Origin of the sequence: Ectopseudomonas composti, from assembly GCF_900115475.1 — a bacterium.
GTDB classification, from domain to species: Bacteria; Pseudomonadota; Gammaproteobacteria; order Pseudomonadales; family Pseudomonadaceae; genus Aquipseudomonas; species Aquipseudomonas composti.
This window is the reverse complement of record NZ_FOWP01000006.1, coordinates 71,323-93,261: the sequence shown is the minus strand read 5'-3', so window position 1 is coordinate 93,261 and position 21,939 is coordinate 71,323. Positions and strand designations below refer to the sequence as shown.

Sequence of the window (21,939 nt, the reverse complement as noted above, 5' to 3'; positions counted from 1 at the left end):
CGGCGCGACGCCACCCAAGTCGCGCCCGCCCCATGCGTAACAAGGCCAGGCCATGACCGACGAGAAGTTTTCCCTCGAACACTTCGAGCAGCTCTGCTACTCGCGCCAGCACGAGGCAGCCGCACGCGAACTGATCCGCCTGCTGCTGATCATCGACCGACATTACGGCAAGTTGTCCGGCCAGTTCGTGCTCTCGGTATCACCGGCGATTTCAGCGACGGATCTCGAAGCCCATGTGCTGACGCGCATCACCAGCGCCATCACCACGCTGTTCTCCGACCCTGGTTTCCAGATCAGTCCCACCGGCTTCGATCAATTGATCAACTTCCAGCGCTGGCTGTCCTCGCTGTTCGCCGCCAGTGCCTTCGTCAACGCCGACCATATCCTGCGTGCGCTCAACCTGTATGGCGGTGAAGACGGCCGGTTCGAGGTGGCGCCGACAGAGCTGGTGAAGTTCTGCGTGCTCTATTCGTCTGAATCGCAGTTGCCGCTGGACGTGGAACTGCTCTGGCAACAGAACCGCAACCTGACCGTAGCGCTGTGCATGGCGCTGCTATCGCCACGCTTTCTCGGCACGCCAGCGGCGCACTCCAAGCGTGAGGCGCTATTGGCCTGGCTGCCAGAGCGACTGGACAGCCTAGACAGCCTGGATCAGCTGCCGGTGGCGATCATCCATGACGTGTACATGCACTGCAGTTACGCCGACCTGCCGCAGCGGCACCGCATAAAGCGTTCCATCTGCCGTTTGGTGGAACGCAAACTGGCGAACAACGGCATCGACTCGCTGCCGATAACCACGCCTCGCCCTGCCGCCGGCAAGCCAAAAATGCTGGTGGTGCTGGAGTGGTTCTCCGGCGGCCATTCGATCTACCGCACCCACTCCCGAACGCTCGAGGCCGCTCGGCAGCACTTCGACCTGCATGCCGTGGGCTATGCCAGCAACGTCGACGATCTGGGACGCGCGGTGTTCGACGCGTTCACCGAGCTGAGTGCACCGAACGATCTGCTGGCCTGCGTACGCCAGGTGCGTGAACTGGCCGCCGAGCTGCAACCGCAGGTGCTGTACATGCCCAGCGTAGGCATGTTCCCGCTCACCCTGTTCGTCGCCAACCTGCGCCTTGCGCCCTTGCAGGTAGCTGCCCTGGGCCATCCGGCGACCACCGGCTCACGGCATATCGACTGCATCAGCGTGGAGGAGGATTTCGTCGGTGATCCGGCCTGTTTCGATGAGCAACTGCTTCTGCTGCCCAGCGACGGCCAGCCCTACCGCCCCTCGGCCATCCCCATCGAGCTATCGCTGCCCGAGCGCACCGATACTGACGAGGTGGCCATCGCCATCGCTGCCACCACCATGAAGCTCAACCCGCGCTTTCTGCAGGCCTGCCAGCAGATCGCCCAACTTACCCAGCGCCACTACGGCAAGCGGGTGCGCTTTCATTTTCTCATTGGCCAGGCACAAGGCCTGCTCTACCCGCAGCTACAGCGCCTGATCCGGCGCTACCTGCCCAATGCGCGCATTTACCCACACCAGCCCTACCAGGACTATCTAGGCGCCTTCAGCCGTTGCGACCTGTTCCTCAGCCCGTTTCCGTTCGGCAATACCAACGGCATCATCGACGCCTTGACCGTCGGCCTGCCCGGCGTGTGCAAGACCGGTGCGGAGGTGTTCGAACATATCGACGAGGGAATGCTGCGCCGCGCTGGCCTGCCGGACTGGCTGATCACAGACAGCATCGATGACTACATCACTGCCGCCGCACGCCTGGCCGGAGACTTCACCGAACGCCAGGCGCTGTACGACTACCTGGCGGACGGCAACGCGCTGCAACGTCTGTTCGCAGGACGCGCCGAGGTGTTCGGCGAACGTCTGCTCGAACGGCTGAGCGGCTAGCCCTTCTCGACCTGCCGCAATAGCGTCTCGCTCAACGCCTGCGCCGCGCTGGACAGCTGATGCCCGGCCTGGTGCAGCAGGCCGACGCGGCGCGACACCTGCGGCTCGCTCAGCGCTAGGCAACGCGCGCCCAGTTCTTCCATTTGCTGTCGGCACAGTTGCGGCACGGCGCTGACGCCGAGGCCTTCGGCAACCATGCGCCCCACCGTGACCAACTGATGGCTCTCGAACGCCACCGGCAGCTTGCCATGGCGGGCGATCACGCTGTCTTCCAGCAACAGGCGCACTGCCGAGGGCCGCTGCAGGGTGATGAAGGGTTGCTCCAGCAGTTGTGCCCAGGTCAGCGCTGACTGCTCGGCCAGCTCACTGGCAGCCGGCACCACGGCGACGAAGCAGTCGCCATAAAGCGGCGTGAACTGCAGCCCGTCGAGGGTCGCCGGCTCGAAGGCGATGCCCAATTCGACGCGGCCGTCGCGCACCATGTCCAGCACCTGCTCGTTGATCACGTCGTGCACCGCCACGTTGACTCGTGGGTAGGCGTCGCGAAAGGCGCGCAACGCTGCTGGCAGGCGGTTACCGGCGAACGACGGCATGGCTGCCACCGCCACCTTGCCCATCTGCAGGGTGAAGTGCTGGCGCAGCAGGTCCTCGGCGTTGTCCCAGTCGGCCAGCAGGCGCACGGCAATCGGCAACAGCGTCTCGCCCTCGGGCGTCAGCGCCACGCTGCGGGTGGTGCGTACCAATAGCTGACCACCCAGCGATTGCTCCAGGTTCTTGATCGCCAGGCTCAGTGCTGGCTGCGACAGATGCAGGCGCTCGCAGGCCTGGGCGAAGCTCAGGCTTTGCGCCACGGCGAGGAAGGCGCGTAGCTGCTTGACGGTCATTGATTTATTTACCTGATCAATCAAGAGGAAAAACAAACTTAACAAATAAGCTCGCAGCACTGAAGCTTGGCCACAGCCTGGCAGTGCACCTGCCCCACAACAACAAGAGGCAGCCTCGAATGAGCGGACTCGACAAACGCGTCGGCAGCTACGCAGAAGCCCTGGACGGCCTACAGGACGGCATGACCGTGCTGGCCGGTGGTTTCGGCCTGTGCGGCATCCCCGAGAACCTGATCGCCGAGATCCGTCGCCGTGGCGTACGCGACCTCACCGTGGTGTCCAACAACTGCGGCGTCGACGGTTTCGGCCTCGGCGTGCTGCTGGAAGACCGGCAGATCCGCAAGATGGTCGCCTCCTATGTCGGCGAGAACGCTCTGTTCGAGCAGCAGTTGCTCAGCGGCGAGCTGGAAGTCGAACTTACTCCGCAAGGCACCCTGGCCGAGAAGCTGCGCGCCGGCGGCGCCGGTATCCCCGCGTTCTTCACCGCTACCGGCTACGGCACTCCGGTCGCCGAGGGCAAGGAAGCGCGCGAGATCAACGGCCGCCACTACATCCTCGAGCCGGCCATCACCGGCGACTTCGCCATCGTCAAAGGCTGGAAGGCCGACCATTTCGGCAACGTGGTCTACCGCCACACCGCGCAGAACTTCAACCCGGTGGTCGCCACCGCTGGGCGCATCACCGTGGTCGAGGTCGAGGAGATCGTCGAGCCCGGTGAACTCGACCCGACGCAGATTCACACCCCCGGCATCTATGTCGACCGGCTGATCTGCGGCAGCTTCGAGAAACGCATCGAAAAACGCACCCTGCGCGCCTGAGGAGAAAACCATGGCTCTTACCCGAGAACAAATGGCCCAGCGCGTCGCCCGCGAGCTGCAGGACGGCTTCTACGTCAACCTCGGCATCGGCATCCCGACCCTGGTGGCCAACTACGTGCCCGAGGGCATGCAGGTGATGTTGCAGTCGGAGAACGGCCTGCTCGGCATGGGCGCCTTCCCCACTGAAGACGAAGTGGACGCCGACATGATCAACGCCGGCAAGCAGACTGTTACCGCGATCAAGGGCGCGGCGATCTTCGACTCGTCGCAATCCTTCGCCATGATCCGTGGCGGCCACGTCGACCTGACCGTACTCGGCGCCTTCGAGGTGGACGTACGCGGCAACATCGCCTCGTGGATGATCCCCGGCAAGCTGGTCAAGGGCATGGGCGGCGCGATGGACCTGGTGGCCGGCGCCGACAACATCATCGTCACCATGACCCACGCCTCGAAAGATGGCGAATCCAAGCTGCTGAAGCACTGCAGCCTGCCGCTGACCGGCAGCGGCTGCATCCGCAAGGTGCTGACCGACCTGGCTTATCTGGAGATCGAGAACAACGCCTTCGTCCTGCGCGAACGCGCGCCGGGCGTGAGCGTCGAGGAAATCGTCGCCAAGACCGCCGGCAAGTTGATCGTCCCCGAGCACGTGCCGGAAATGCAGTTCTAGGTTGTCTACCGCCCTGCAGAACGCCACCACGCCTGGCGTTTTGCGGGGTGTTTTTATTTGGTGTTATCTGCTGCACTCCCTGTAGGAGCGGATTCATCCGCGAAGCTCTCCGTCCTACCGCAACCAGAGGATTCCCCATGCAAGACGTCGTCATCGTTGCCGCTACCCGCACCGCCATCGGCAGCTTCCAGGGTAGCCTGGCCGATATTCCCGCGCCGGAACTCGGCGCCATCGTCATCAAACGCCTGCTGGAGCAGACCGGCCTCGACGCTGCCCAGGTCGATGAAGTGATCCTCGGCCAAGTGCTCACTGCAGGCAGTGGCCAGAACCCCGCACGCCAGGCCGCGATTCGTGCCGACCTCCCGCATGCCGTACCGGCCATGACCCTGAACAAGGTCTGCGGCTCGGGCCTCAAAGCCCTGCACCTGGCCGCCCAGGCCATTCGCTGCGGCGACGCCGAGGTGATCATCGCCGGCGGCATGGAGAACATGAGCCTGTCACCCTACGTACTGCCCAAAGCCCGCACCGGCCTGCGCATGGGCCACGCGCAGATGATCGACAGCATGATCGTCGACGGTCTGTGGGATGCCTTCAACGACTACCACATGGGCATCACCGCCGAGAATCTGGTGGACAAGTACGGCATCAGCCGTGAAGCCCAGGACGCCTTCGCCGCCGCCTCGCAGCAGAAGGCCGTGGCGGCCATCGAGGCCGGTCGCTTCGACGCCGAGATCACCCCGGTGTTGATCCCGCAGCGCAAGGGCGACCCCGTCGCCTTCGCCCGTGACGAGCAGCCGCGCGCCGGCACTACGGCCGAGTCCCTGGCCAAGCTCAAACCCGCATTCAAGAAGGACGGCAGCGTCACCGCCGGCAATGCTTCCAGCCTCAACGACGGCGCTGCCGCCGTGCTGCTTATGAGCGCGAGCAAGGCCCAAGCGCTGGGTCTGCCGGTGCTGGCGAAGATTGCCGGTTACGCCAATGCCGGCGTCGACCCGGCGATCATGGGCATCGGCCCGGTGTCGGCCACCCGCCGCTGCCTGGACAAGGCCGGCTGGAGCCTGGATGACCTGGACCTGATCGAGGCCAATGAAGCCTTCGCTGCGCAGGCGCTGTCGGTCGGCCAGGAGCTGGGTTGGGACGCCGACAAGGTCAACGTCAACGGCGGCGCCATCGCCCTCGGCCACCCCATCGGCGCCTCAGGTTGCCGCGTGCTGGTCAGCCTGTTGCACGAGATGATCCGCCGCGACGCGAAGAAGGGCCTGGCCACCCTGTGCATCGGTGGCGGCCAGGGTGTAGCCCTGGCCATCGAGCGCGCGTAAGGCAGGAAAAACGTAGGGCGGGTTACACCCGCCCTACGGATCAAGGTAACCAACCGCTCGGCCTCGTGCCGAGCTTTGTCATATCCACTGCAACGCCCAGGCAAAGCCAACCTTAAATGCCTGGTTAAAGCCCTTAGACAACCATAAGAAAGAGGCGTCATCCATGTTCAACACCCTCACCCGCATGAGCGTGAGCCTGGTACAGAAGTACCTGCCCTCACCCTTCGTCTTCTCCGCCTTGCTCACCCTCGGTGTGCTGCTCGCCGGTATCTTCTCTACCGGACAGTCGCTACCGGCCATGGTGCAGCACTGGAGCGGCGGTTTCTGGACCCTGCTCGGTTTCGCCATGCAGATGTCGCTGATTTTCGTCACCGGCCATGCACTGGCCAGCGCACCGATCATCAACCGCCAACTCGACCGCCTGGCCGGTATGGCACGCACCCCCGGTCAGGCGATCATCATGGTCACTCTGGTGGCGCTGGTCGGTTGCTGGGTCAACTGGGGTTTTGGCCTGGTGATCGGCGCGGTATTCGCCCGCGCTCTGGCACGCAAGGTCGATGGCGTCGACTACCCGCTGCTGGTGGCGTCGGCCTACTCGGGCTTCCTGGTTTGGCACGGCGGCTTGGCTGGCTCGGTGCCGCTTTCCCTGGCCACCGGCGGCCCGGATCTGGCGCGCATCACTGCAGGCGTACTGACCGACCCGGTAAGCATCACCGAAACCCTGTTCAGCACCCTCAACCTGACCATCGTCGCATTGCTGGTGATCGGCCTACCGCTGCTCAACCGCGCCATGCACCCACGCCAGGGCGCCAAGGTCGCCGACCCAGCCAAACTGGTAGAGTCGCAAGCGGAACTGCCGTCCCGTGAAACCCCGGCCCAGCGCCTGGACGACAGCCGCATCCTCGGTCTGGCACTGGTGGCCATGGCCGGTATCTACCTGTTCAACCACTTCGCCACCAAGGGTTTCGTGCTGGGCCTGGACGTGGTCATCGCCATCTTCCTGTTCAGCGGCCTGCTGATGCACGGCACCCCGGAGCGTTACATGCGCGCGGTGGACGAGAGCGTGCGCGGCATCGGTGGCATCGTCCTGCTGTTCCCCTTCTACGCCGGGATCATGGGCATGATGATGGGCGCCAACGCCGACGGCATCTCCCTTGGTCGGCAGATCACCGAAGCGTTCATTTCCTGGTCGTCGGCCGACACCTTCCCGCTGCTGGCCTTCCTCAGCGCTGGTGTGGTCAACGTGTTCGTACCGTCCGGTGGTGGCCAGTGGGCCGTGCAAGGGCCGATCATGCTGCCAGCGGCTCAGGCACTGGGCGTATCGCCTACCGTTACCGCCATGGCGATTGCCTGGGGCGACGCCTGGACCAACATGATCCAGCCGTTCTGGGCACTGCCGCTGCTGGGCATCGTCGGCCTCGGCGCACGCGACATCATGGGCTACTGCCTGATCATGCTGCTGTATTCGGGCGTGGTGATCTGCGGCGCGTTTTACTTCCTCGGCTGACCAGGCAGTGAGGCCTTGCAGGGTGGGCTGGGCGGGGATCCACTTCGATCCACGCTGACCAACTCAGGTGGGCTAAAGCCCACCCTACGGGCTGACCTGCACCACTCTCATGCAGCCAACCCACCCTGGGGTGAGCTTCAATCTGTAGGGTGGGCCGGGCGGCGATCCGCTTCAGCCCACCAGCGGCGGCCCACAGAGCTCGCCTCCTGAAAGAGCGGGCATCCCCCAAGCGGCCACGCCCGCTCAATCCCCCATCAGCCCCTGCGCCTTGGCCATCGCCACCGCTTGAGTGCGCCTCTGCACACCGAGCTTGACGTTGATCCGCCGTGCATGGGTCTTGACCGTGTGCAGCGAGATGAACAGGCGATCAGCGATTTCCTGATTGGAATAACCTTGCGCAATCAACTGCAGCACCGCCAGTTCGCGCGAACTGAGTAGTGCGGTGCCGGCGCTGGCCGGCTCATCTAAACGCGGCGCCGGCTCGAATAGACGCTGATGCAGACTTTGCCCAACCTCCCCCGGCAACAGGCGCTCCAGCCACTGTTCCTGGCGTTGTAGCAGCTCCTGCAGTGGCCGCAGCAGACGCAGCTGTCGCGCCTCGCCAAGCGCCTGCTGCAACAGACCATCAGCGGTTTCTTGCCGCCCCTGCACGAACATCGCTTCGGCCAGGCTGACTCGACACTCGCAGGCCAGACTGAGATGTCCAGCGAACTGGCATTCATCCAGCAGCAGGCGCAGTGCATGTTCGGCAGCGGCGTGATGGCCGAGTAACAGATCGCTGATCGCCAGGTAACGACGCAGGCACGGCAGCAGATCGTAGAATTCGGAAGGCGCCAACTGCTGGCGTTGCTGCAACTGCTGCAGGGTCTGGGCAAACAGCTCACGCGCACGCCCGGTCTGCCCCTGATGCAACAGCAGTCGGCCGGCCTGCAGCTGCAGCACACAGCGGTAGCGCACCTCTGGAACGTGCGACCACTGCATAACCCGCTCGGCCTTTTGCAACCACTGGTGCGCCTCGTCGAGATCGCCACGACTTTCCGCCAGCTCCAGCATGCCGAGATAGCCGGAAATGATGTAGGCATCCTCGCAATGCTCGGCTTCCTGCAGCCCCAGGCGATACGCCTGCTGCGCCGCCTCATTAAGGCCCTGGCGCGCCAGCAGACTGGCCCGCACCAGCAGCAGACGAGCGACCACCGGACTGTGATTGAAGCGCTCACGCAGCAACGCCAGCGACTGCTCGGCAAGCTCGGCAGAGCGCCCTGCCTCGCCACGCATCTGCAGCAGCAAGCAGTGATCGGTATTGAGCAGCGCCTCGAAGATCAGGCTACCGTGCAGTCGCGCCAGACGCAGCCCCTGATCCAGCGCCTGCTTGGCCTGGTCCAGGGCATGTTCGGCCATATGCTGCTGAGCCAGCGCCTGATAGCAGAGCACGCGCTGCGACCAACTGCCCTCGTCCAGCACTTGTAGAGCTTCCTGGCAGTGCAGCCGCGCATCGCGGCGACCACACTGCCGCGCCAGAACGCCCATCAGTGCCTGCCAATGGGCAATCAGCTTGCTCTGACGGCGCTCATCCGGTTGCGGCATGAAATGCGCCAGCCCTTGAATGCAGGCGCGAGCTTCATCGAAACGGGCGCAGATGATCAGCGCCCAGGCCTGCAACACGATAAGCCGCGGCGAACTGGCGAACAGCCAATCGGGCAGCTCCTCACGCCATTGCAGCAGTTGCGCCACAGAGTGTCCCTGCAACAACTGCTCCTGGTCGAAGCGCTGCAGGTAATTGACCGCGACCTCGACCTGGCCGGCCTGCAAGGCATGTTCGACGGCCTCGCGAATATCACCGTGCTGGGCAAACCACTGGCAGGCGCGCACATGCACCGGCGCCGGCATCGGAGCACCCGGCATACGGCGCAGTACCTCGGCCAGCGGCCGCCACAGGCGAAACCAGGTACCGCTGCTATCCAGGCTGCGCACGAACAGCTGACGCCGTTGCAGTTCGGCCAGCAACTGACTACCGCGTCCGTCCAGCAGATGCTCGCAGAGCGACAGGGAGAACCGTGGCAGCAAGGCCAACGCATGCAGGTCGCTGCGCAGCTCCTCGTCCAGATCGGCCAGAACCTCGCGCTGCACATAGTCACGCAGCACCGGGCAGCCATCCTGCAGACGCTGGCGCAGCGCATCCTCGTCGGCATCGAGCAACAGCAGGCGAATCGCCGCCAACCAGCCCTCGCTGCGCGCAAGCAAAGTCTCTCGGCAATCGTCGGCCAGATTCACCTGCAGCACAGCCAACAGCTCGGCCAGCGATGTTTCATCCAGCGCCAACTCTTCGCCATGAAGTTCCAGCAGGTCGCCCTGCAGCAACAAACGCGGCAGATTCCAGGCCGGCGTGCGGCGGCTGGCGATCCACCAGGTGATCTGCTGAGGCGCCGCGGCGAACAACCTGTCGAGACAAGCATCGAGCTGCTCGTCGGCTTGCCGCGGATAGTCATCGATGAAAATCCACAGGCGCCCCGAGCGCTCATGCAGCGCGTCGAGCAAGGCCGCTTCGCTGGCATCGTCGCTCGACATCCGCATGGCCGCTGCCAGCCGTTCGTACAACTGCGCCGGTGTCAGGCTGCGACCACCGAGATCGAGCCATAGCCGCTCGATGGACGTGGGCGCGTGCCGCGCGCACTGGCCAAGCAGCACAGTCTTGCCGGTACCGGCGGGCGCGCACAGCAAGCGTAGGCGCGCCTCGCTGGCGAGCAAACGTTGCAACTGCGATGGACGAGTTATGACGCCCGGCGGCAGCCGTGGCAAATCGACAGGTTGCGCCTGCACCGGGCTTGGGCGGGCGATGGCAAGGGTCGGCATGGCAGCGGTTCTCTCTGCTTGTCATTGTTGAACCACCCGGCGATGGTACCCCGCTCACCTCTCACGACCACCCCTTGGCGCTTATGGCGCGAGATTCACGCGGGAGGGGCGCGCAGAAAAAAGCCGGCGGCGCACAAGGCGACACCGGCTTGCTTCGGGCTGCTGCCAGGTCAGCGCACGCCGGCGTTACGCAGGGCTGCCGGGGTGAAATCCTTGGCCGATGCCTGAGTGCCGTACTGGATCGACATCTTCTCTTCGTTGGCCATGCCGACCGCGACATAGCGACCGGCGATGATGTCGTACAGCGCTTCCAGGGCGTAGACCGGGATTTTCTGTGCGTAGTGCTGCAGCAGCATCGCCTCGCCGACGCGCCATAGCTGACCACGGCCGTCATAGTGCTCGGACAGGGCGATCTGCCAGGAGTCTTCGTCGACATAGAAGCGGCGCTTGGCGTAGATATTGCGCTCACCGGACTTCAGCGTCGCCTCCACTTCCCACACACGGTGCAGCTCATAACGGGTCAGGTCCTGGTTGATGTGTCCGGCCTTGAGGATGTCGGCGTACTTCACGCTCGGCAGCGCCAGGCGGTAGTTGTTGTAGGGAATGTACAGCTCGCGCTTGCCCACCAGCTTCCAGTCGTAGCGATCCGGGGCGCCGTTGAACATGTCGAAGTTGTCCGAGGTACGCAGGCCGTCCGATGCGGTGCCCGGGCCGTCATAGGCCACCTGCGGCGCACGGCGCACACGACGCTGACCGGCGTTATACAGCCAGGCCATACGCGGCTCGGTCACCTGGTCGAGCGAGTCGTGCACCAGCAGCACGTTGCCGGCCAGACGCGCCGGCGCAGTGACCCGCTGCTTGAAGAACAGCAGCGCATTTTCCGCCTTGCCCGGATCGATATCGGGGATGTTCTCCGGGAAAGCCACTTCGTCCTCGAAGTTCACCAAGGTGTAGGCGCCGCTGGTCTGCGGCGAGGCCTGCACGATGCTGCGCTTGAGATTGCCACCGCGGTAACGGGTGATGTGGTTCCACACCACCTCCAGGCCGTTTTGCGGAATCGGGAAGGCATAGTAGCGACTGTCGGTGAAGCCGGTCAGGCCGTTGCCGCCATCACGCAAGCCGGTTTTCACCGCGCTGGTTTTGGCCGCAGCGTTGATCGCATCCGGCACCGCTGTGCTGCGATGCGTCGGGAACACCGGCATGCGATAGCTTTCCGGGTAGCGGGCGAACATCGCCAGTTGCCCAGCCGACAGCTGGTCGCGGTGCTGCTCCAGATTCTGCGCAGTAATGGTGAACAGCGGCTGCTCGCTGGCGAACGGGTCACTGAGAAAACCGCGTGCATCCACCTGTCCGGCGTCGCTGGCAAGACCGCCCGTCCAGGCAGGGATAGTGCCAGCCGCGTTGCCGGCCATCTCGCCGCCCAGCGGGGTCAAACTGGCACCGAGCTTGGCCGCTTCCTGCTCGCTGACAGCGGCCAGCACACCGCTGGCCAGCAGGCTCAGGGACAGCGCGCCGAGCATCTTCAGGGTTGTATTCATCTGCATTCCTCAACTGATCCTGTTGGCCTAGAAGCTCACGCCGAAGCTGAGCGCCAAGAAGTCGCGGTCGACCGCGGTGTTGTACTCGCCGCCGAAGAAGTCGGTGTACGACAGGCTGGCGGTGTAGGTATTGCGGTAGTCGGCGTCGATGCCGAAGCTCACGGCCTTGGCGCCCTCGTTGAACAGGCCGTTGGGGCCGTAGCCGTCGACGTCGTGCGACCAGGAAATGTTCGGTTTGAGGTTCACCCCGGCGAACACGTTGCTGTACTCCCAGATGCCGCGAACGCGGTAACCCCAGGAGGTGCTGGTGACGAAGCCATGGGTATCACCACGGAAGCCGTAGGCACCGAACAGCGAATCACGGCCGTAGCGCAGATCTTCACGGCTCTCCAGCCCGCCGACATGGGCCATGCCGATTTCGCCGACCAGGGTGAAGCGCCCGGCGCCCATCACCTGATCGAAGAAATGGGTGAAGGTGGTCTGCACCTGGGTGACTTCCTTGCGCCGGTAGCCGACGTTGTCTTGGCCAGGCCCGGCTGCGACTGGCGAGGTGCCGGGGGCGATGGGGTTGAGCAGGCTCAGGGTAATGTCGGTGGTGTTGATCTGCAGCGGCAGGTTCGGCCGGTAGCTGATCTCGCCCGCCCAGGCCGTGCCGGTGGGCAGTGTGGTGGAGAAGCTCAGGCCGTATAGGCGGATGTCCTCGGGGTATTCCAGGTAGTAGCGACCGTTGCCGAGCATCACGCTCTGCGCCAGGCCAGCGCCGCTGCCTGGGGCGATGCCATTGGCGGTGCCGATGATCCCCGGTAGCGCATTCAGGGTCGCCTGCCCGGCGTTCTGCGTACTGACGATGGGCGTGCGGCTGTGGTAGTTCATGAAGTACAGGCCGTACTCGGTTTCATCCCCCAACCAGCGCAGCGCCAGGCCCCACTGACCGCTGTCGCGCGCATCACGATCACCGGCACGCGGCAGGATCACCCCCTCGCTGTCGACCTGGAAACCCTGGCCGAACGCGGCAGCGACCGGCTGCAAAGGCGCGATGGCCGGCGAACCGATGTGATAGCCGTTGTCGCAGCCATCGGCGGCCACATCGGCGGTGGAGAAGAAGGTGCCGCAATTGTCGATGATGGTCTGGTCCCACTCCAGCTGGTAGAAGGCCTCCATGCTCAAGCGGTCGGTAAGGCTCTGCGACAGGTAGAGCATGTTCACCGGAATCAACCCTTCCTTGATTTCCGCCCCTGGGCGGCGGAAGGCGGCCACGTCGATGGGGTTGATCGAGTTGATGCTGTTGCCGATGAAGGTGCTCTCGCCCCAGCTCACCACCTGTTTACCGACCCGCACAGTGCCGGGCAGATCACCGATGGCGTAGTTGTGGTAGACGAAGGCATCGAGGATTTCCGCCCCCGAGGACTTGGCGCCCTCCTTGCGGTTGCTGTCATCGATGTCCTTGAACAGACGGTTCTCATCCTTCAGCTCGAAGTCGTACCAGTACTTGCCGCGAACGAAGACGCCGGTGTCGCGATAGCGCAGTTCGAGATCATGGATGCCCTTGAAGATCTTCGAGAAAGTCTCGCCCTTCTTGAAGTTCAAGCGGCCATCGTCACCGGTCTGCGCCTGGCCCTGGCCACCGTTGTTGGGTCCGATCAGATCGCGATCCGGACTGCGCATCGACCAGCTGGCACCAACCGACAGCGAGCTGTCGAACTGCCCTTCGATCTCACCGATGTTGAAATTGACGGCATGCGCCGGAGCGGCGAAACCGACGGCGACGGCCAAAGCCAAGGTGTGCGGCTGGAATAGTCCGGGCCCTGTTGTTGTTGTCATGCGGGTCTCCTGATGTAGGGGTACAGCTGCAGGGAACCCTACGCAGCGACCCACTACCGGATAAGCGCACCAAGGAGGGATTTCATCTGTCGCCCGAAAGGATGAATGACGCCCTGAGACGGGCGCGGGCGGGCCGACCTCAGCTTGCTGAATGACGGGATATCAAGGCGGTGGGGAACTTTTCTAAGCGCGATGGCCCAGGCATGCTGTGCAGCCGAGAATCACAGGAGCGACAACGATCATGGAGATACTGCTGAAAATCTGCGCCACACTGGGAGTTTGCATGGGTACGATCTTCGCCCTGCTGCCCGGCTCGTTCGGCCTGCTGAACTTCCGCAACGAACACGGTAATAGCTGGCTCAGCCATCTGGCTGCTTCCACCTGGTGGTTGCTGGTGCTGGCACATCCATTTGCGTTGTACCGGTTGTGGCTTGGCGACGCATACCACTTTCAGTGGTTGTTGCTACCAGTGACATTGCACCTGCTGTTCTTCAGTCTGTTCGGACGCAACCTGAGCACTCGCTGACGTCGCCTAGCGCCAACGATCCAACAGATTCACCGCCACGCGATCCAGCCAGCCCCATAGCCGCTGCTGCGCACGACGCCACCAGGGGCGTTGGTGCCAGTCGTCGAGGGTGATTTCGCGGCTGACGCCGAAGTCCTCGATGAAGCTGGCCGTCACTGCCTGAGTGAAATCCGGGTCGAGGGCCTCGACGTTGGCATCGAGGTTGAAGCGCAGGTTCCAGTGGTCGAAGTTGCACGAGCCGACGCTGACCCAGTCGTCCACCAGCACCATCTTCAGGTGCAGAAAGCGCGGCTGGTATTCGAAGATGCGCACACCAGCCTTGAGCAATTTGGGGTAGTAGCGCTGCCCGGCAAAACGCACGGGTGGATGGTCGGTGTTGCGCCCGGCCAGCAGCAGGCGCACTTCTACGCCACGGGCGGCTGCGCGGCGCAAGGCACGGCGGATTTTCCAGGTAGGCAGGAAGTACGGCGTGGCCAGCCAGATCCGCTGTTTGGCACCGCGCAAGGCACGCAGCAGCGACAGCAGGATGTCGCGATGCTGAGCCGCGTCGGCATAGGCCACACGCCCCAGGCCAATACCTGCAGGCGGGCATTCCGGCAGGCTCAGCGCCACCGGCTGATGGCTCGGGCGCCAGGAAAAGCGCGCCTGCCAGAGCTGCTCGAACAGCTGCTGCCAGTCGCCCACCAGCGGCCCTTCGATTTCTACCATGACTTCGTGCCAGGGGCTGCGAGGCTCATCTGGCAGCCAGAACGCGTCGGTGGAGCCGGTGCCGCCAACGTAGGCCAGGCGCTGGTCCACCAGCAGCAGTTTGCGGTGATCACGGTGAAAATTGCGGATACCGCGCCGCCAGCGCACCGGGTTGTACCAGCGCAGCTGCACGCCCGAGGCCAGCAGGCGCTCACGCAAGGCGACACCGAGGCCGGCGGCGCCATAGGCATCGAACAACCCGCGCACCGACACACCGCGCTCGGCGGCCCGGCACAGCGTGTCGACCAGGCGTTCGCTGCAGCGGCCGTCCTCGATCAGATAAAGCTCGATCTCCACCTGCTGCTTGGCGCCGTCGATGGCCGCCAGCATACGCGGGAAAAACACTGGCCCATCCAGCAGCAATTCGAAGCGATTGCCACCGCGCCAGGGAAAGATGCGACCGCGCTTGTGCACGTTCAACGCGCCGTGAAGATCAGTACGGCGCCCACCGGTACCGACAGGCTGATGGCCGGCAGATCGGCGACCTTGCGCAGCGCCTCGACGCCGCTGGCCAGGGCGAAGTCTTCGGCGTGCAACACCAGCGGCGCCAAGGTCACCACCTGAAAGCGGCGATCATCCAGGCGAGTCACCAGCAGTTCGCTGTCCAGCTCGCGGCTGCGCTCGTTGAGGGTCAATTGCAGGGGCAGGCGCAGCTCCAGTTGTGCACCGGGCGCCAGGTCGGTGAGTTGCGCCAGGTTGACCTGAGCACTGATGCGCGCTTCAGGCAGGCGCGAGGTATCGAACAGCAGGCTGCGCAGGCGCTCGTCACGTAGCGGGATACCGGTGCTCAGCGAGTCGAGATCGACACGCAGGCGCGCGCGACCATCAGCGGCGATCTGCCCGTGCAGGGTAAGGAAGCGATGCACCTCTGACTGGCTGCCGGAGTGGGTGGAGATAAACGACAGCCGTGAGGACTCGTTGTCCAGGTACCAGTCGGCGTGAACGGGCAAGGCGGCGGCAAGCAGCAGGGCGAAAAGCGAACGGCGCATGAGAACTCGAAAACGGCATGACCAGGCGGCAACGATAGTCGCCAGCGCAGGCCTTGCAAAGCCCAACGCTGGCCCAGTTCTACTCGTTCGGCAGCAACTGACAGCCCTGTCGCTCACCCAGCCAGGCTGCGCTGTGAGTGCGGCCTAGGCCGCTGGCGGTCACACGCTTGGCGCTTTCGTCATCCCGCAGGCTGCTAATCGGCACGTACTGCGCGACATAGCCTTCACAGTAGGCCGCCGGGTTACCGCTGACGTAACGGCAGGAGCAGTATTCCTTGGCCGTGTAGGCGCCGATGATGTCCGGAAACGCTTGCAGGTAAACGCGGTTCGGCCAGGCCCAGGCCAGCAGCAAAATCAGCAGCAGCGCCAGCACGCTGAGAATCGGGTGGCGACGGATCATGGCTGCACCTCCGCGGCGAAGGCCGCACGCACGCGTTTGAGCAGTTCGTTGTGCTGGAAGCTGCCGTCGCGGTCATCGGCGTAACGCACCACCACCAGGTTCTCCTGCGGCATCACATACAGCCCCTGCCCCCAGTGCCCGAGTGCGGCAATTGTGTCGGCCGGCGCATCCGGCCAGGGCCGCGCGCTGCCCGGCAGTTCGGCGTTGAGCCACCAGTGCCCACCGGGTACCGCATCGCCCGGCTTGGCCAGCTGCGCCTGGTAACCGGCAAAGGGCGTGGCAACGAAATTGATCCAGGCCACTGGTAGCAGCTGACGCTCGCCCCAACGGCCGCCGCGCTGCATCAGCAGGCCGACACGAGCCAGGTCACGCGCGGTCATGTAAGCGTAGGACGAGGCGATGAAGGTGCCGCTGGCATCGCGTTCCCAGGTCGCGCTGGTGATGCCCAGCGGTTCGAACAGAGCGGTCCAGGGATAGTCGGCATAGGCCTGCTGGCCGACCATGCCGCGCAGGGCAGCCGCCAGCAGGTTGCTGTCGCCACTGGAATAACGAAAGCGCGTGCCCGGCGCGGCGTCGGCTGCATGCGCGGCAGTGAATGCGGCCATGTCGTCGCGACCACGAGTGTAGAGCATGGCCACCACCGAGGATTTCAGCGGCGCGTACTCGTAGTCCTCTTGCCAGGCCAGGCCCGAGGCCCAGTTGAGCAGGTGACCGATCTTGATCTGCGGATGATCGGCCATCGGCGGGTAGTACTGCGCCACCGGCGCATCGAGCTTGAAGCGCCCCTCGCCATAGGCCACGCCAAGGGTGGTGGCGAGCAGGCTCTTGGCCATCGACCAGGAGAGGTGCGGGGTCTGCGCGGTGGTCGGTTCGGCGTAACGCTCGTAGACGATCTGCCCGTCGCGGATCACCAGCAGCGCATCGCTGCGAATGCCCTTGCGCTCGGCATCGTCGCGTGGGGCAAAAGCATAGGCTTCCAGTTCGGCGATGGCCGCAGACGGTGGCGCGGGTTGGCTCTGCCAGTCGGCTTGCGGCCAGTTCTCCGCCTGGGCGGTGCTGGCGAGCAGGCTGAGGCCGAATACCAGGCTCAGTCGGCGTAGAAAGGAAGTGGGCATGAGAGGCCTCGATCAGAAATCGTGGCGCACCCTAGCACGGCGATGATGACTGCTTGAAGCGACGAAGCCGCCATCTCAGACGGCTGTGAAAACTACTACGCTCGGCCATGCTGCGTTAAAAACAGGCTCAGAATGCTCATTTACAACTCGTAAACTGCGCTTCTTCGCCTATTTTTGCCTTGCCTGACCTTCGCTCGCTACGTTTTCACACGGTCTGATCCCACCTTCATTTGGGCAGTTGGTAATCCTCCGGCCCCATCAGGTCGAGACCGCATTCAAGGTTCTCGATCCAGTAGAGAAAAGCGCTGATCATTTCCGGGCCGACGAAGGGCCGACCATGCTGCGGCACAATCATCGCTACATCCATCTGCCGCACCATCGCCGCCCACAGGCGACAGGCCTTGTTACCGGCCATGTAACGCCGGTGGAACCCTTCCATGTTCGGCACATGGTTGACGAAGTCGCGCACCGGGGTCGCGTCATCCACCAGCGAAGCGCCCATGTCACCGGAGAAGAGGATCTTGCTCACCGGGTCATAGACCTGGAAGTTGCCCACCGAGTGCAGAAAGTGCGCCGGCACGGCCTTGAGCGTGCATTTGCCCAACGGGATGCTCTGGCCACGATCCGGCAGCGCGATGATGCGATCGAAGGTATTGATGCCGCGGCTCAGCACCAGGTAGTTGGCCGTCAGGTGCGGCAGGAAGCGCGCCCACAGCTTGGAGCAGATCACCCGCGCGCGGGTGTGCAGCAGCCATTTGTCCAGCGAGGCGATGATGTCCGGGTCTTGGTGCGAGGCGAAGATGTAGGTCAGGTCCTGCACCGGAATGTGCTTGGACAGCTCCAGCGACAGCGGCGTGTAGGTCAGATCGCCGCCCGGATCGAGCAGCAGGTACTGCTCGTTGTCGGTGATCAGGAACTGGTTGGATTGCACGCCTTCGCCGCTGACCAGGTCATCGAACATCAGGCATTGGTGGCGGCCGTTATCAAACAGCACGATGGGCTCGCGGCGCATGGAAACCTCGTAGATGAATCGCGAGGCAACCTTATGCGCACACCACCGAGAGGGTACTGATATGGATCAACAGCCGGCGACAATCTGCCGCGCTTTCTCCAGGCGCTTGCTGCGTGCCGCCTCGGCAATGCGCAGCAAACCCTTGTCGCGCTGCCACAGCGCGGCCCAGTGCACCGGCCCCGCGGCGAAGGCGGTGTCCAGTTCGTCAGCCAGCGTCTGCTGCTGGGCGAACAGTCCGGCCAGCAGCAGATGCGTGGTCGGCGCATTGGGCGTTTGCCGCGTCACCTCGGCACAACCGGCCAGCAGCCCCTGCAGGCGCAGCAGCAGGGATTCGGGCCAGTCGCATTCGCGGCCGACACCGAACAACCACGCAGTTACTGCAGTGAGCACATGCACGTCTTCCAGGGTGCGGAAGGGTTTGACGTAATCATCCCAGCCATCGCCGGCCAGGCGTTCACCCTGCGCCTGGTCCAGATGCAGGCGGGCATGGCCGATATCCGGCATCAGCGGTAACGCCGGCAGCGGTTCGATACGCACACCCGGCGCACCCTGGCAGACCACGCCCAGGGCCAGACGCGGTGCCTGCCCTGCGCCCTCCTCGCGCGCCGCCACCAGCAACCAGTCGGCGCATTCGGCGCATTCGGCGGCGGTAACGAAGTCCTTGCGACCACTGATGCACAACCCGTCGATGCGCGTGCTCATGTCCGCCGGGCGGGTGCTGCGGTTCTCCGTCACACACAGCGCGCCGGCCGTCCAGGGCGCCGCCGGCCACAGCACACGCAGCGCAGCCTGGTAACCGGCGAGAAACGCCAGCCCAGGCGTGGCCGCCTGCAAACCGCCCACCAGCGCCAGCTCGAAGGGCTGTGGTGTGCCGCCCAGACGCGCCAGCAGGCGAGCGTACCAGTCCTCCAACCCCGCCTCGGCAGTCAGGCGCTCGATGGGCTGAAACAGGCTCGACCAAGGCATAACAGACCTCCTCGCAGCAGCAATCGGACACCTCTAAAAACTACCTGCGTTGCCATTGCTGCGTTAAAAACAGGCTCGTGCGCGAGTCCGATCAAAATGCTCATTCACAGCTCGTAAACTCCGCTTTTTCGCCTGCTTTTGCCTTGCACTGGCTGCCTCACCTACGTTTTTAAAAGTGTCCACCTAGGCTGCTGTCACATAAGCATCAAAAAAGCTTAACGGTGGTGACACCGCAGCTACCTAGCCTGAGCTTGCCCAACAAGATCGACCGGCTGCAAGCATCCAGCCGGCACACGGAGGATCTGGCATGACTCAAACCGCTCGCCGACTGCAGGCTGAACGCCTGCAAGGCCCCGCCGCCCTGCGTGAAGCGCAAGCCTTGCGCTACCGCGTATTCAGCGCGGAATTCGACGCCAAGCTCAACGGTGCCGAACTGGGTCTGGACATGGACGACTACGACATCCACTGCCGCCATATCGGCGTGCGTGACCTGGAAAGCGGCGAGCTGGTGGCTACCACCCGCCTGCTCGACTACCAGGCAGCTGCCGGTCTCGGCCGCTATTACAGCGAAGAGGAATTCGCCCTGCATGGCCTGGCCAAGCTGGAAGGTCCGGTGCTGGAAATCGGCCGCACCTGCGTCGATGTCGCCTACCGCAATGGCGCCACCATCGCCGTGCTCTGGGGCGAACTGGCCGAGGTTCTCAACGAAGGTGGCTACCGCTACCTGATGGGCTGCGCCAGCATCTCCATGCAGGACGGCGGCATCCAGGCGCATGCAGTCATGCAGCGCCTGCGCGAACGCTACCTGTGCACCGAGCACTTGCGCGCCGAACCCAAGCACCCGCTGCCGCAACTGGACCTGCCGGGCAACGTCATCGCCGAGATGCCACCGCTGCTCAAGGCCTACATGCGCCTGGGCGCGAAAATCTGCGGCGAACCCTGCTGGGACCGCGACTTCCAAGTGGCCGATGTGTTCATCCTGCTCAAGCGCGACGAGCTGTGCCCACGCTACGCCCGGCACTTCAAGGCTGCCGTCTGAAACCCGATAAGTAGGAGCGAGCTCTGCTCGCGAATGCTGAACCCTCTTGTTCGCGAGCAGGGCTCGCTCCTACAGGCCGGCATGAATCACGATAATGGCCAAACGGCGCTGCCCGTGGATAATGCCGGCACTCGTTCTCAAGCGGAGGCCTCAATGGCCAAACTGCGTCTGTCCCTGCGCCTCGCCCACCTGACTCTGGTAGTCGCCTTCGGCACCCTGCTGGCCGGCATCGTCAGCCTGTTCGAGCGGGTAGTTCGGCACGACCTGATGCCGCTGCGCCAGCGCCTGACGCGCTGGTTCCTGGCACGCCTGGGCGGGGCCCTGCCATTTCGCGTGCGGGTCGAGGGCGAGCTGCCGACGCAGCCGATGCTGTGGGTCAGCAACCATGTGTCATGGACCGATATTCCGCTGTTGGGCGCATTGCAGCCGCTGTCCTTTCTGTCCAAGGCGGAGGTGCGCGATTGGCCGCTGGCCGGCTGGCTGGCGCACAAGGGCGGCACGCAGTTCATCCGCCGCGGTGCGGGCGACAGCAGCCAGGTCGGCCAGCAGCTCACCCGCCACCTGCAACAAGGCCATCACCTGCTGATATTTCCCGAAGGCACCACCACCGACGGCCTCGCGCTGCGCACTTTCCACGGCCGCCTGCTGAGCAGCGCCATCGACAGCGGTGTGGCGCTGCAACCGGTGGCCATCCGTTATCTGCGCGACGGCCAGCCCTGCCCCTTGGCACCCTTTATCGGCGACGACGACATGCTCTCGCACCTGCTGCGCCTGCTCTCGAGCCCTGCCTGTGAAGTGGAGATACGTGTGCTCGCGCCGATTCCCAGCGAATCACGCAGCCGCAACGAGCTGGCCCGGCACAGCCAGGCCATCATCGCCCGCGCCCTGCTGCTCAACGCAGCAGAGCAGGAGCAGGCCGAAGCGGCCTGAGCGCACTCAGTCAGCAGGCGGTACGATCAACGCGTCGCTGTCGAGCGAGGCCAGCAAACGACTGGCGACGCTACCGAGGAAGAAGCGCGACGCACCTTCGCGGGCATGGGTGCCGAGCACCAGCAGGTCAGCACCGGACTGACGCAAGGCCTCGCCGATCACCCCCTCTGGCGAGCCGATCTGTACCAGCAGGCGCTCCTGACTCAGGTTCGCGCCGACCGCATCCAGGCGCTCCACCAGTTGCTGACGCTGCAGCTCGCGCTGATTCTCCAGCACTTCGGCGCTGATACCTGCCTCCATCATCGCGCCCGCCACGACCGGCTCGACCGCGCTGGCCACATGCAGGTCGTCCAGGCTTGCAAGGCCCAGCTCACGCAGCCGTTTGAGGGCCTGCTGCGAGGTGCGCGAGAGGTCCATCGCCAGCAGCGCATGACGGTACTCGTGTGTTACCGGACCATTGACCCGCAGTACCGGCAGATGACTGCTGCGCACAACACGCTCAAGCGTGGTGCCGACGAAGAAGTCGCGCAGTGCCGACTTGCGATGCGCGCCTACCACCAGCAGATCGGCGCCCATGCCCTCAGCACCTTCAACGATCACTGCGGCGGCCTCGCCAGTGCCCACGATCACCCGCGGCACACTGCCAGCCTGTTCGCCGAGGCGTTCGGCCTGCGCCTGCAACAGGGTTTCGGCCTGTTGCACCTGGCGTTGCACGTGCGCAGCCGGCGCATCGTCATCTATGACATGCAGCAAGCTCCATTCGCCGCCCCCCTGGCGCCGGATCAGTTGCACGGCGCGCTGTACCGCATGCGCCGAACGCTCGGACAAATCGGTCGCTACCAGAATCTTGATCATCTCGTTTCCTCCATGGGTTTAACACCGCGTTACATTCAAGCGCCTCCCGACTCCGTACTCCTTGA

The 21,939-nt window shown here is 64.3% G+C and carries 19 protein-coding genes; 8 read left to right on the top strand and 11 right to left on the bottom strand.

Annotation, left to right across the window (positions count from 1 at the left end; translation table 11 throughout):
• The first annotated feature begins 52 nt into the window (after window positions 1–52).
• A complete protein-coding gene (locus BM059_RS12940; RefSeq protein WP_074939114.1) occupies window positions 53–1,891 on the top strand; it encodes a peptide transporter in 1,839 nt (612 codons plus the stop codon).
• Here BM059_RS12940 and BM059_RS12935 read toward each other — a convergent pair.
• On the bottom strand, window positions 1,888–2,775 hold the full coding sequence (locus BM059_RS12935; RefSeq protein WP_074939112.1) for a LysR family transcriptional regulator: 888 nt from the start codon (window positions 2,773–2,775) through the stop codon (window positions 1,888–1,890). The two genes, BM059_RS12940 and BM059_RS12935, sit on opposite strands and share 4 nt — an antisense overlap.
• Window positions 2,776–2,894: 119 nt before the next feature.
• Between BM059_RS12935 and BM059_RS12930 the strand changes: the two genes are divergently transcribed.
• The 4 genes from BM059_RS12930 (at window position 2,895) to BM059_RS12915 (ending at window position 7,086) form a co-directional block, all read left to right on the top strand.
• Window positions 2,895–3,593, top strand: coding sequence for a CoA transferase subunit A (locus tag BM059_RS12930; RefSeq protein WP_074939111.1), 699 nt, complete (start codon window positions 2,895–2,897; stop codon window positions 3,591–3,593).
• A gap of 10 nt (window positions 3,594–3,603) precedes the next feature.
• On the top strand, window positions 3,604–4,260 hold the full coding sequence (locus tag BM059_RS12925) for a CoA transferase subunit B (protein ID WP_074939110.1): 657 nt from the start codon (window positions 3,604–3,606) through the stop codon (window positions 4,258–4,260).
• 137 nt (window positions 4,261–4,397) lie between these two features.
• Window positions 4,398–5,579: an acetyl-CoA C-acetyltransferase gene (locus tag BM059_RS12920; protein ID WP_074939108.1), complete on the top strand. Its 1,182-nt coding sequence runs from the start codon at window positions 4,398–4,400 to the stop codon at window positions 5,577–5,579.
• 163 nt (window positions 5,580–5,742) lie between these two features.
• A complete protein-coding gene (locus tag BM059_RS12915) occupies window positions 5,743–7,086 on the top strand; it encodes a short-chain fatty acid transporter (protein ID WP_037001738.1) in 1,344 nt (447 codons plus the stop codon).
• 243 nt (window positions 7,087–7,329) lie between these two features.
• Here the strand turns inward: BM059_RS12915 and BM059_RS12910 are convergent, their stop codons facing one another.
• The 3 genes from BM059_RS12910 to BM059_RS12900 all read right to left on the bottom strand — a co-directional run bounded on the left by BM059_RS12910 (window position 7,330) and on the right by BM059_RS12900 (window position 13,295).
• Entirely contained in the window at window positions 7,330–9,936 is a 2,607-nt protein-coding gene (locus BM059_RS12910; protein WP_074939107.1) for a LuxR C-terminal-related transcriptional regulator, read from the bottom strand.
• A 170-nt stretch (window positions 9,937–10,106) separates the two neighbouring features.
• Window positions 10,107–11,474, bottom strand: coding sequence for a DUF1329 domain-containing protein (locus tag BM059_RS12905; RefSeq protein ID WP_074939363.1), 1,368 nt, complete (start codon window positions 11,472–11,474; stop codon window positions 10,107–10,109).
• Between the two features lie 27 nt (window positions 11,475–11,501).
• Window positions 11,502–13,295: a DUF1302 domain-containing protein gene (locus tag BM059_RS12900; protein WP_074939105.1), complete on the bottom strand. Its 1,794-nt coding sequence runs from the start codon at window positions 13,293–13,295 to the stop codon at window positions 11,502–11,504.
• A gap of 283 nt (window positions 13,296–13,578) precedes the next feature.
• Between BM059_RS12900 and BM059_RS12895 the strand changes: the two genes are divergently transcribed.
• A complete protein-coding gene (locus BM059_RS12895) occupies window positions 13,579–13,821 on the top strand; it encodes a hypothetical protein (RefSeq protein ID WP_139220737.1) in 243 nt (80 codons plus the stop codon).
• A gap of 6 nt (window positions 13,822–13,827) precedes the next feature.
• On the opposite strand, the gene BM059_RS12890 is transcribed toward BM059_RS12895, so the two are convergent.
• From BM059_RS12890 to BM059_RS12865, 6 genes are all read right to left on the bottom strand, one after another.
• On the bottom strand, window positions 13,828–14,982 hold the full coding sequence (locus BM059_RS12890) for a phospholipase D-like domain-containing protein (protein WP_037005905.1): 1,155 nt from the start codon (window positions 14,980–14,982) through the stop codon (window positions 13,828–13,830).
• Window positions 14,983–14,984: 2 nt separating this feature from the next.
• The gene (locus BM059_RS12885) at window positions 14,985–15,557 is read right to left on the bottom strand and encodes a YceI family protein (RefSeq protein ID WP_074939104.1); all 573 of its coding nucleotides are present in this window, start codon (window positions 15,555–15,557) and stop codon (window positions 14,985–14,987) included.
• 79 nt (window positions 15,558–15,636) lie between these two features.
• Window positions 15,637–15,957, bottom strand: a complete 321-nt coding sequence (locus BM059_RS12880; RefSeq protein WP_037005907.1) for a hypothetical protein — start codon at window positions 15,955–15,957, stop codon at window positions 15,637–15,639.
• Window positions 15,954–17,072, bottom strand: a complete 1,119-nt coding sequence (locus BM059_RS12875) for a serine hydrolase domain-containing protein (protein ID WP_074939103.1) — start codon at window positions 17,070–17,072, stop codon at window positions 15,954–15,956. Before BM059_RS12875 ends, BM059_RS12880 begins: the two co-directional genes overlap by 4 nt.
• A gap of 226 nt (window positions 17,073–17,298) precedes the next feature.
• Window positions 17,299–18,084, bottom strand: a complete 786-nt coding sequence (locus BM059_RS12870) for an oxygen-binding di-iron domain-containing protein (RefSeq protein ID WP_074939102.1) — start codon at window positions 18,082–18,084, stop codon at window positions 17,299–17,301.
• A gap of 66 nt (window positions 18,085–18,150) precedes the next feature.
• Window positions 18,151–19,050: an acyl-CoA dehydrogenase middle domain-containing protein gene (locus tag BM059_RS12865; RefSeq protein WP_074939100.1), complete on the bottom strand. Its 900-nt coding sequence runs from the start codon at window positions 19,048–19,050 to the stop codon at window positions 18,151–18,153.
• 307 nt (window positions 19,051–19,357) lie between these two features.
• On the opposite strand from BM059_RS12865, the gene olsB reads away from it, so the two are divergent.
• Window positions 19,358–20,089: an L-ornithine N(alpha)-acyltransferase gene (gene olsB / locus BM059_RS12860; protein WP_036999121.1), complete on the top strand. Its 732-nt coding sequence runs from the start codon at window positions 19,358–19,360 to the stop codon at window positions 20,087–20,089.
• Window positions 20,090–20,242: 153 nt separating this feature from the next.
• Complete coding sequence (locus BM059_RS12855) at window positions 20,243–21,019, top strand: lysophospholipid acyltransferase family protein (protein ID WP_074939099.1); 777 nt, start codon at window positions 20,243–20,245, stop codon at window positions 21,017–21,019.
• A gap of 6 nt (window positions 21,020–21,025) precedes the next feature.
• Here BM059_RS12855 and BM059_RS12850 read toward each other — a convergent pair whose 3' ends face one another.
• Window positions 21,026–21,874: a universal stress protein gene (locus BM059_RS12850; protein WP_074939097.1), complete on the bottom strand. Its 849-nt coding sequence runs from the start codon at window positions 21,872–21,874 to the stop codon at window positions 21,026–21,028.
• Window positions 21,875–21,939: the final 65 nt, after the last annotated feature.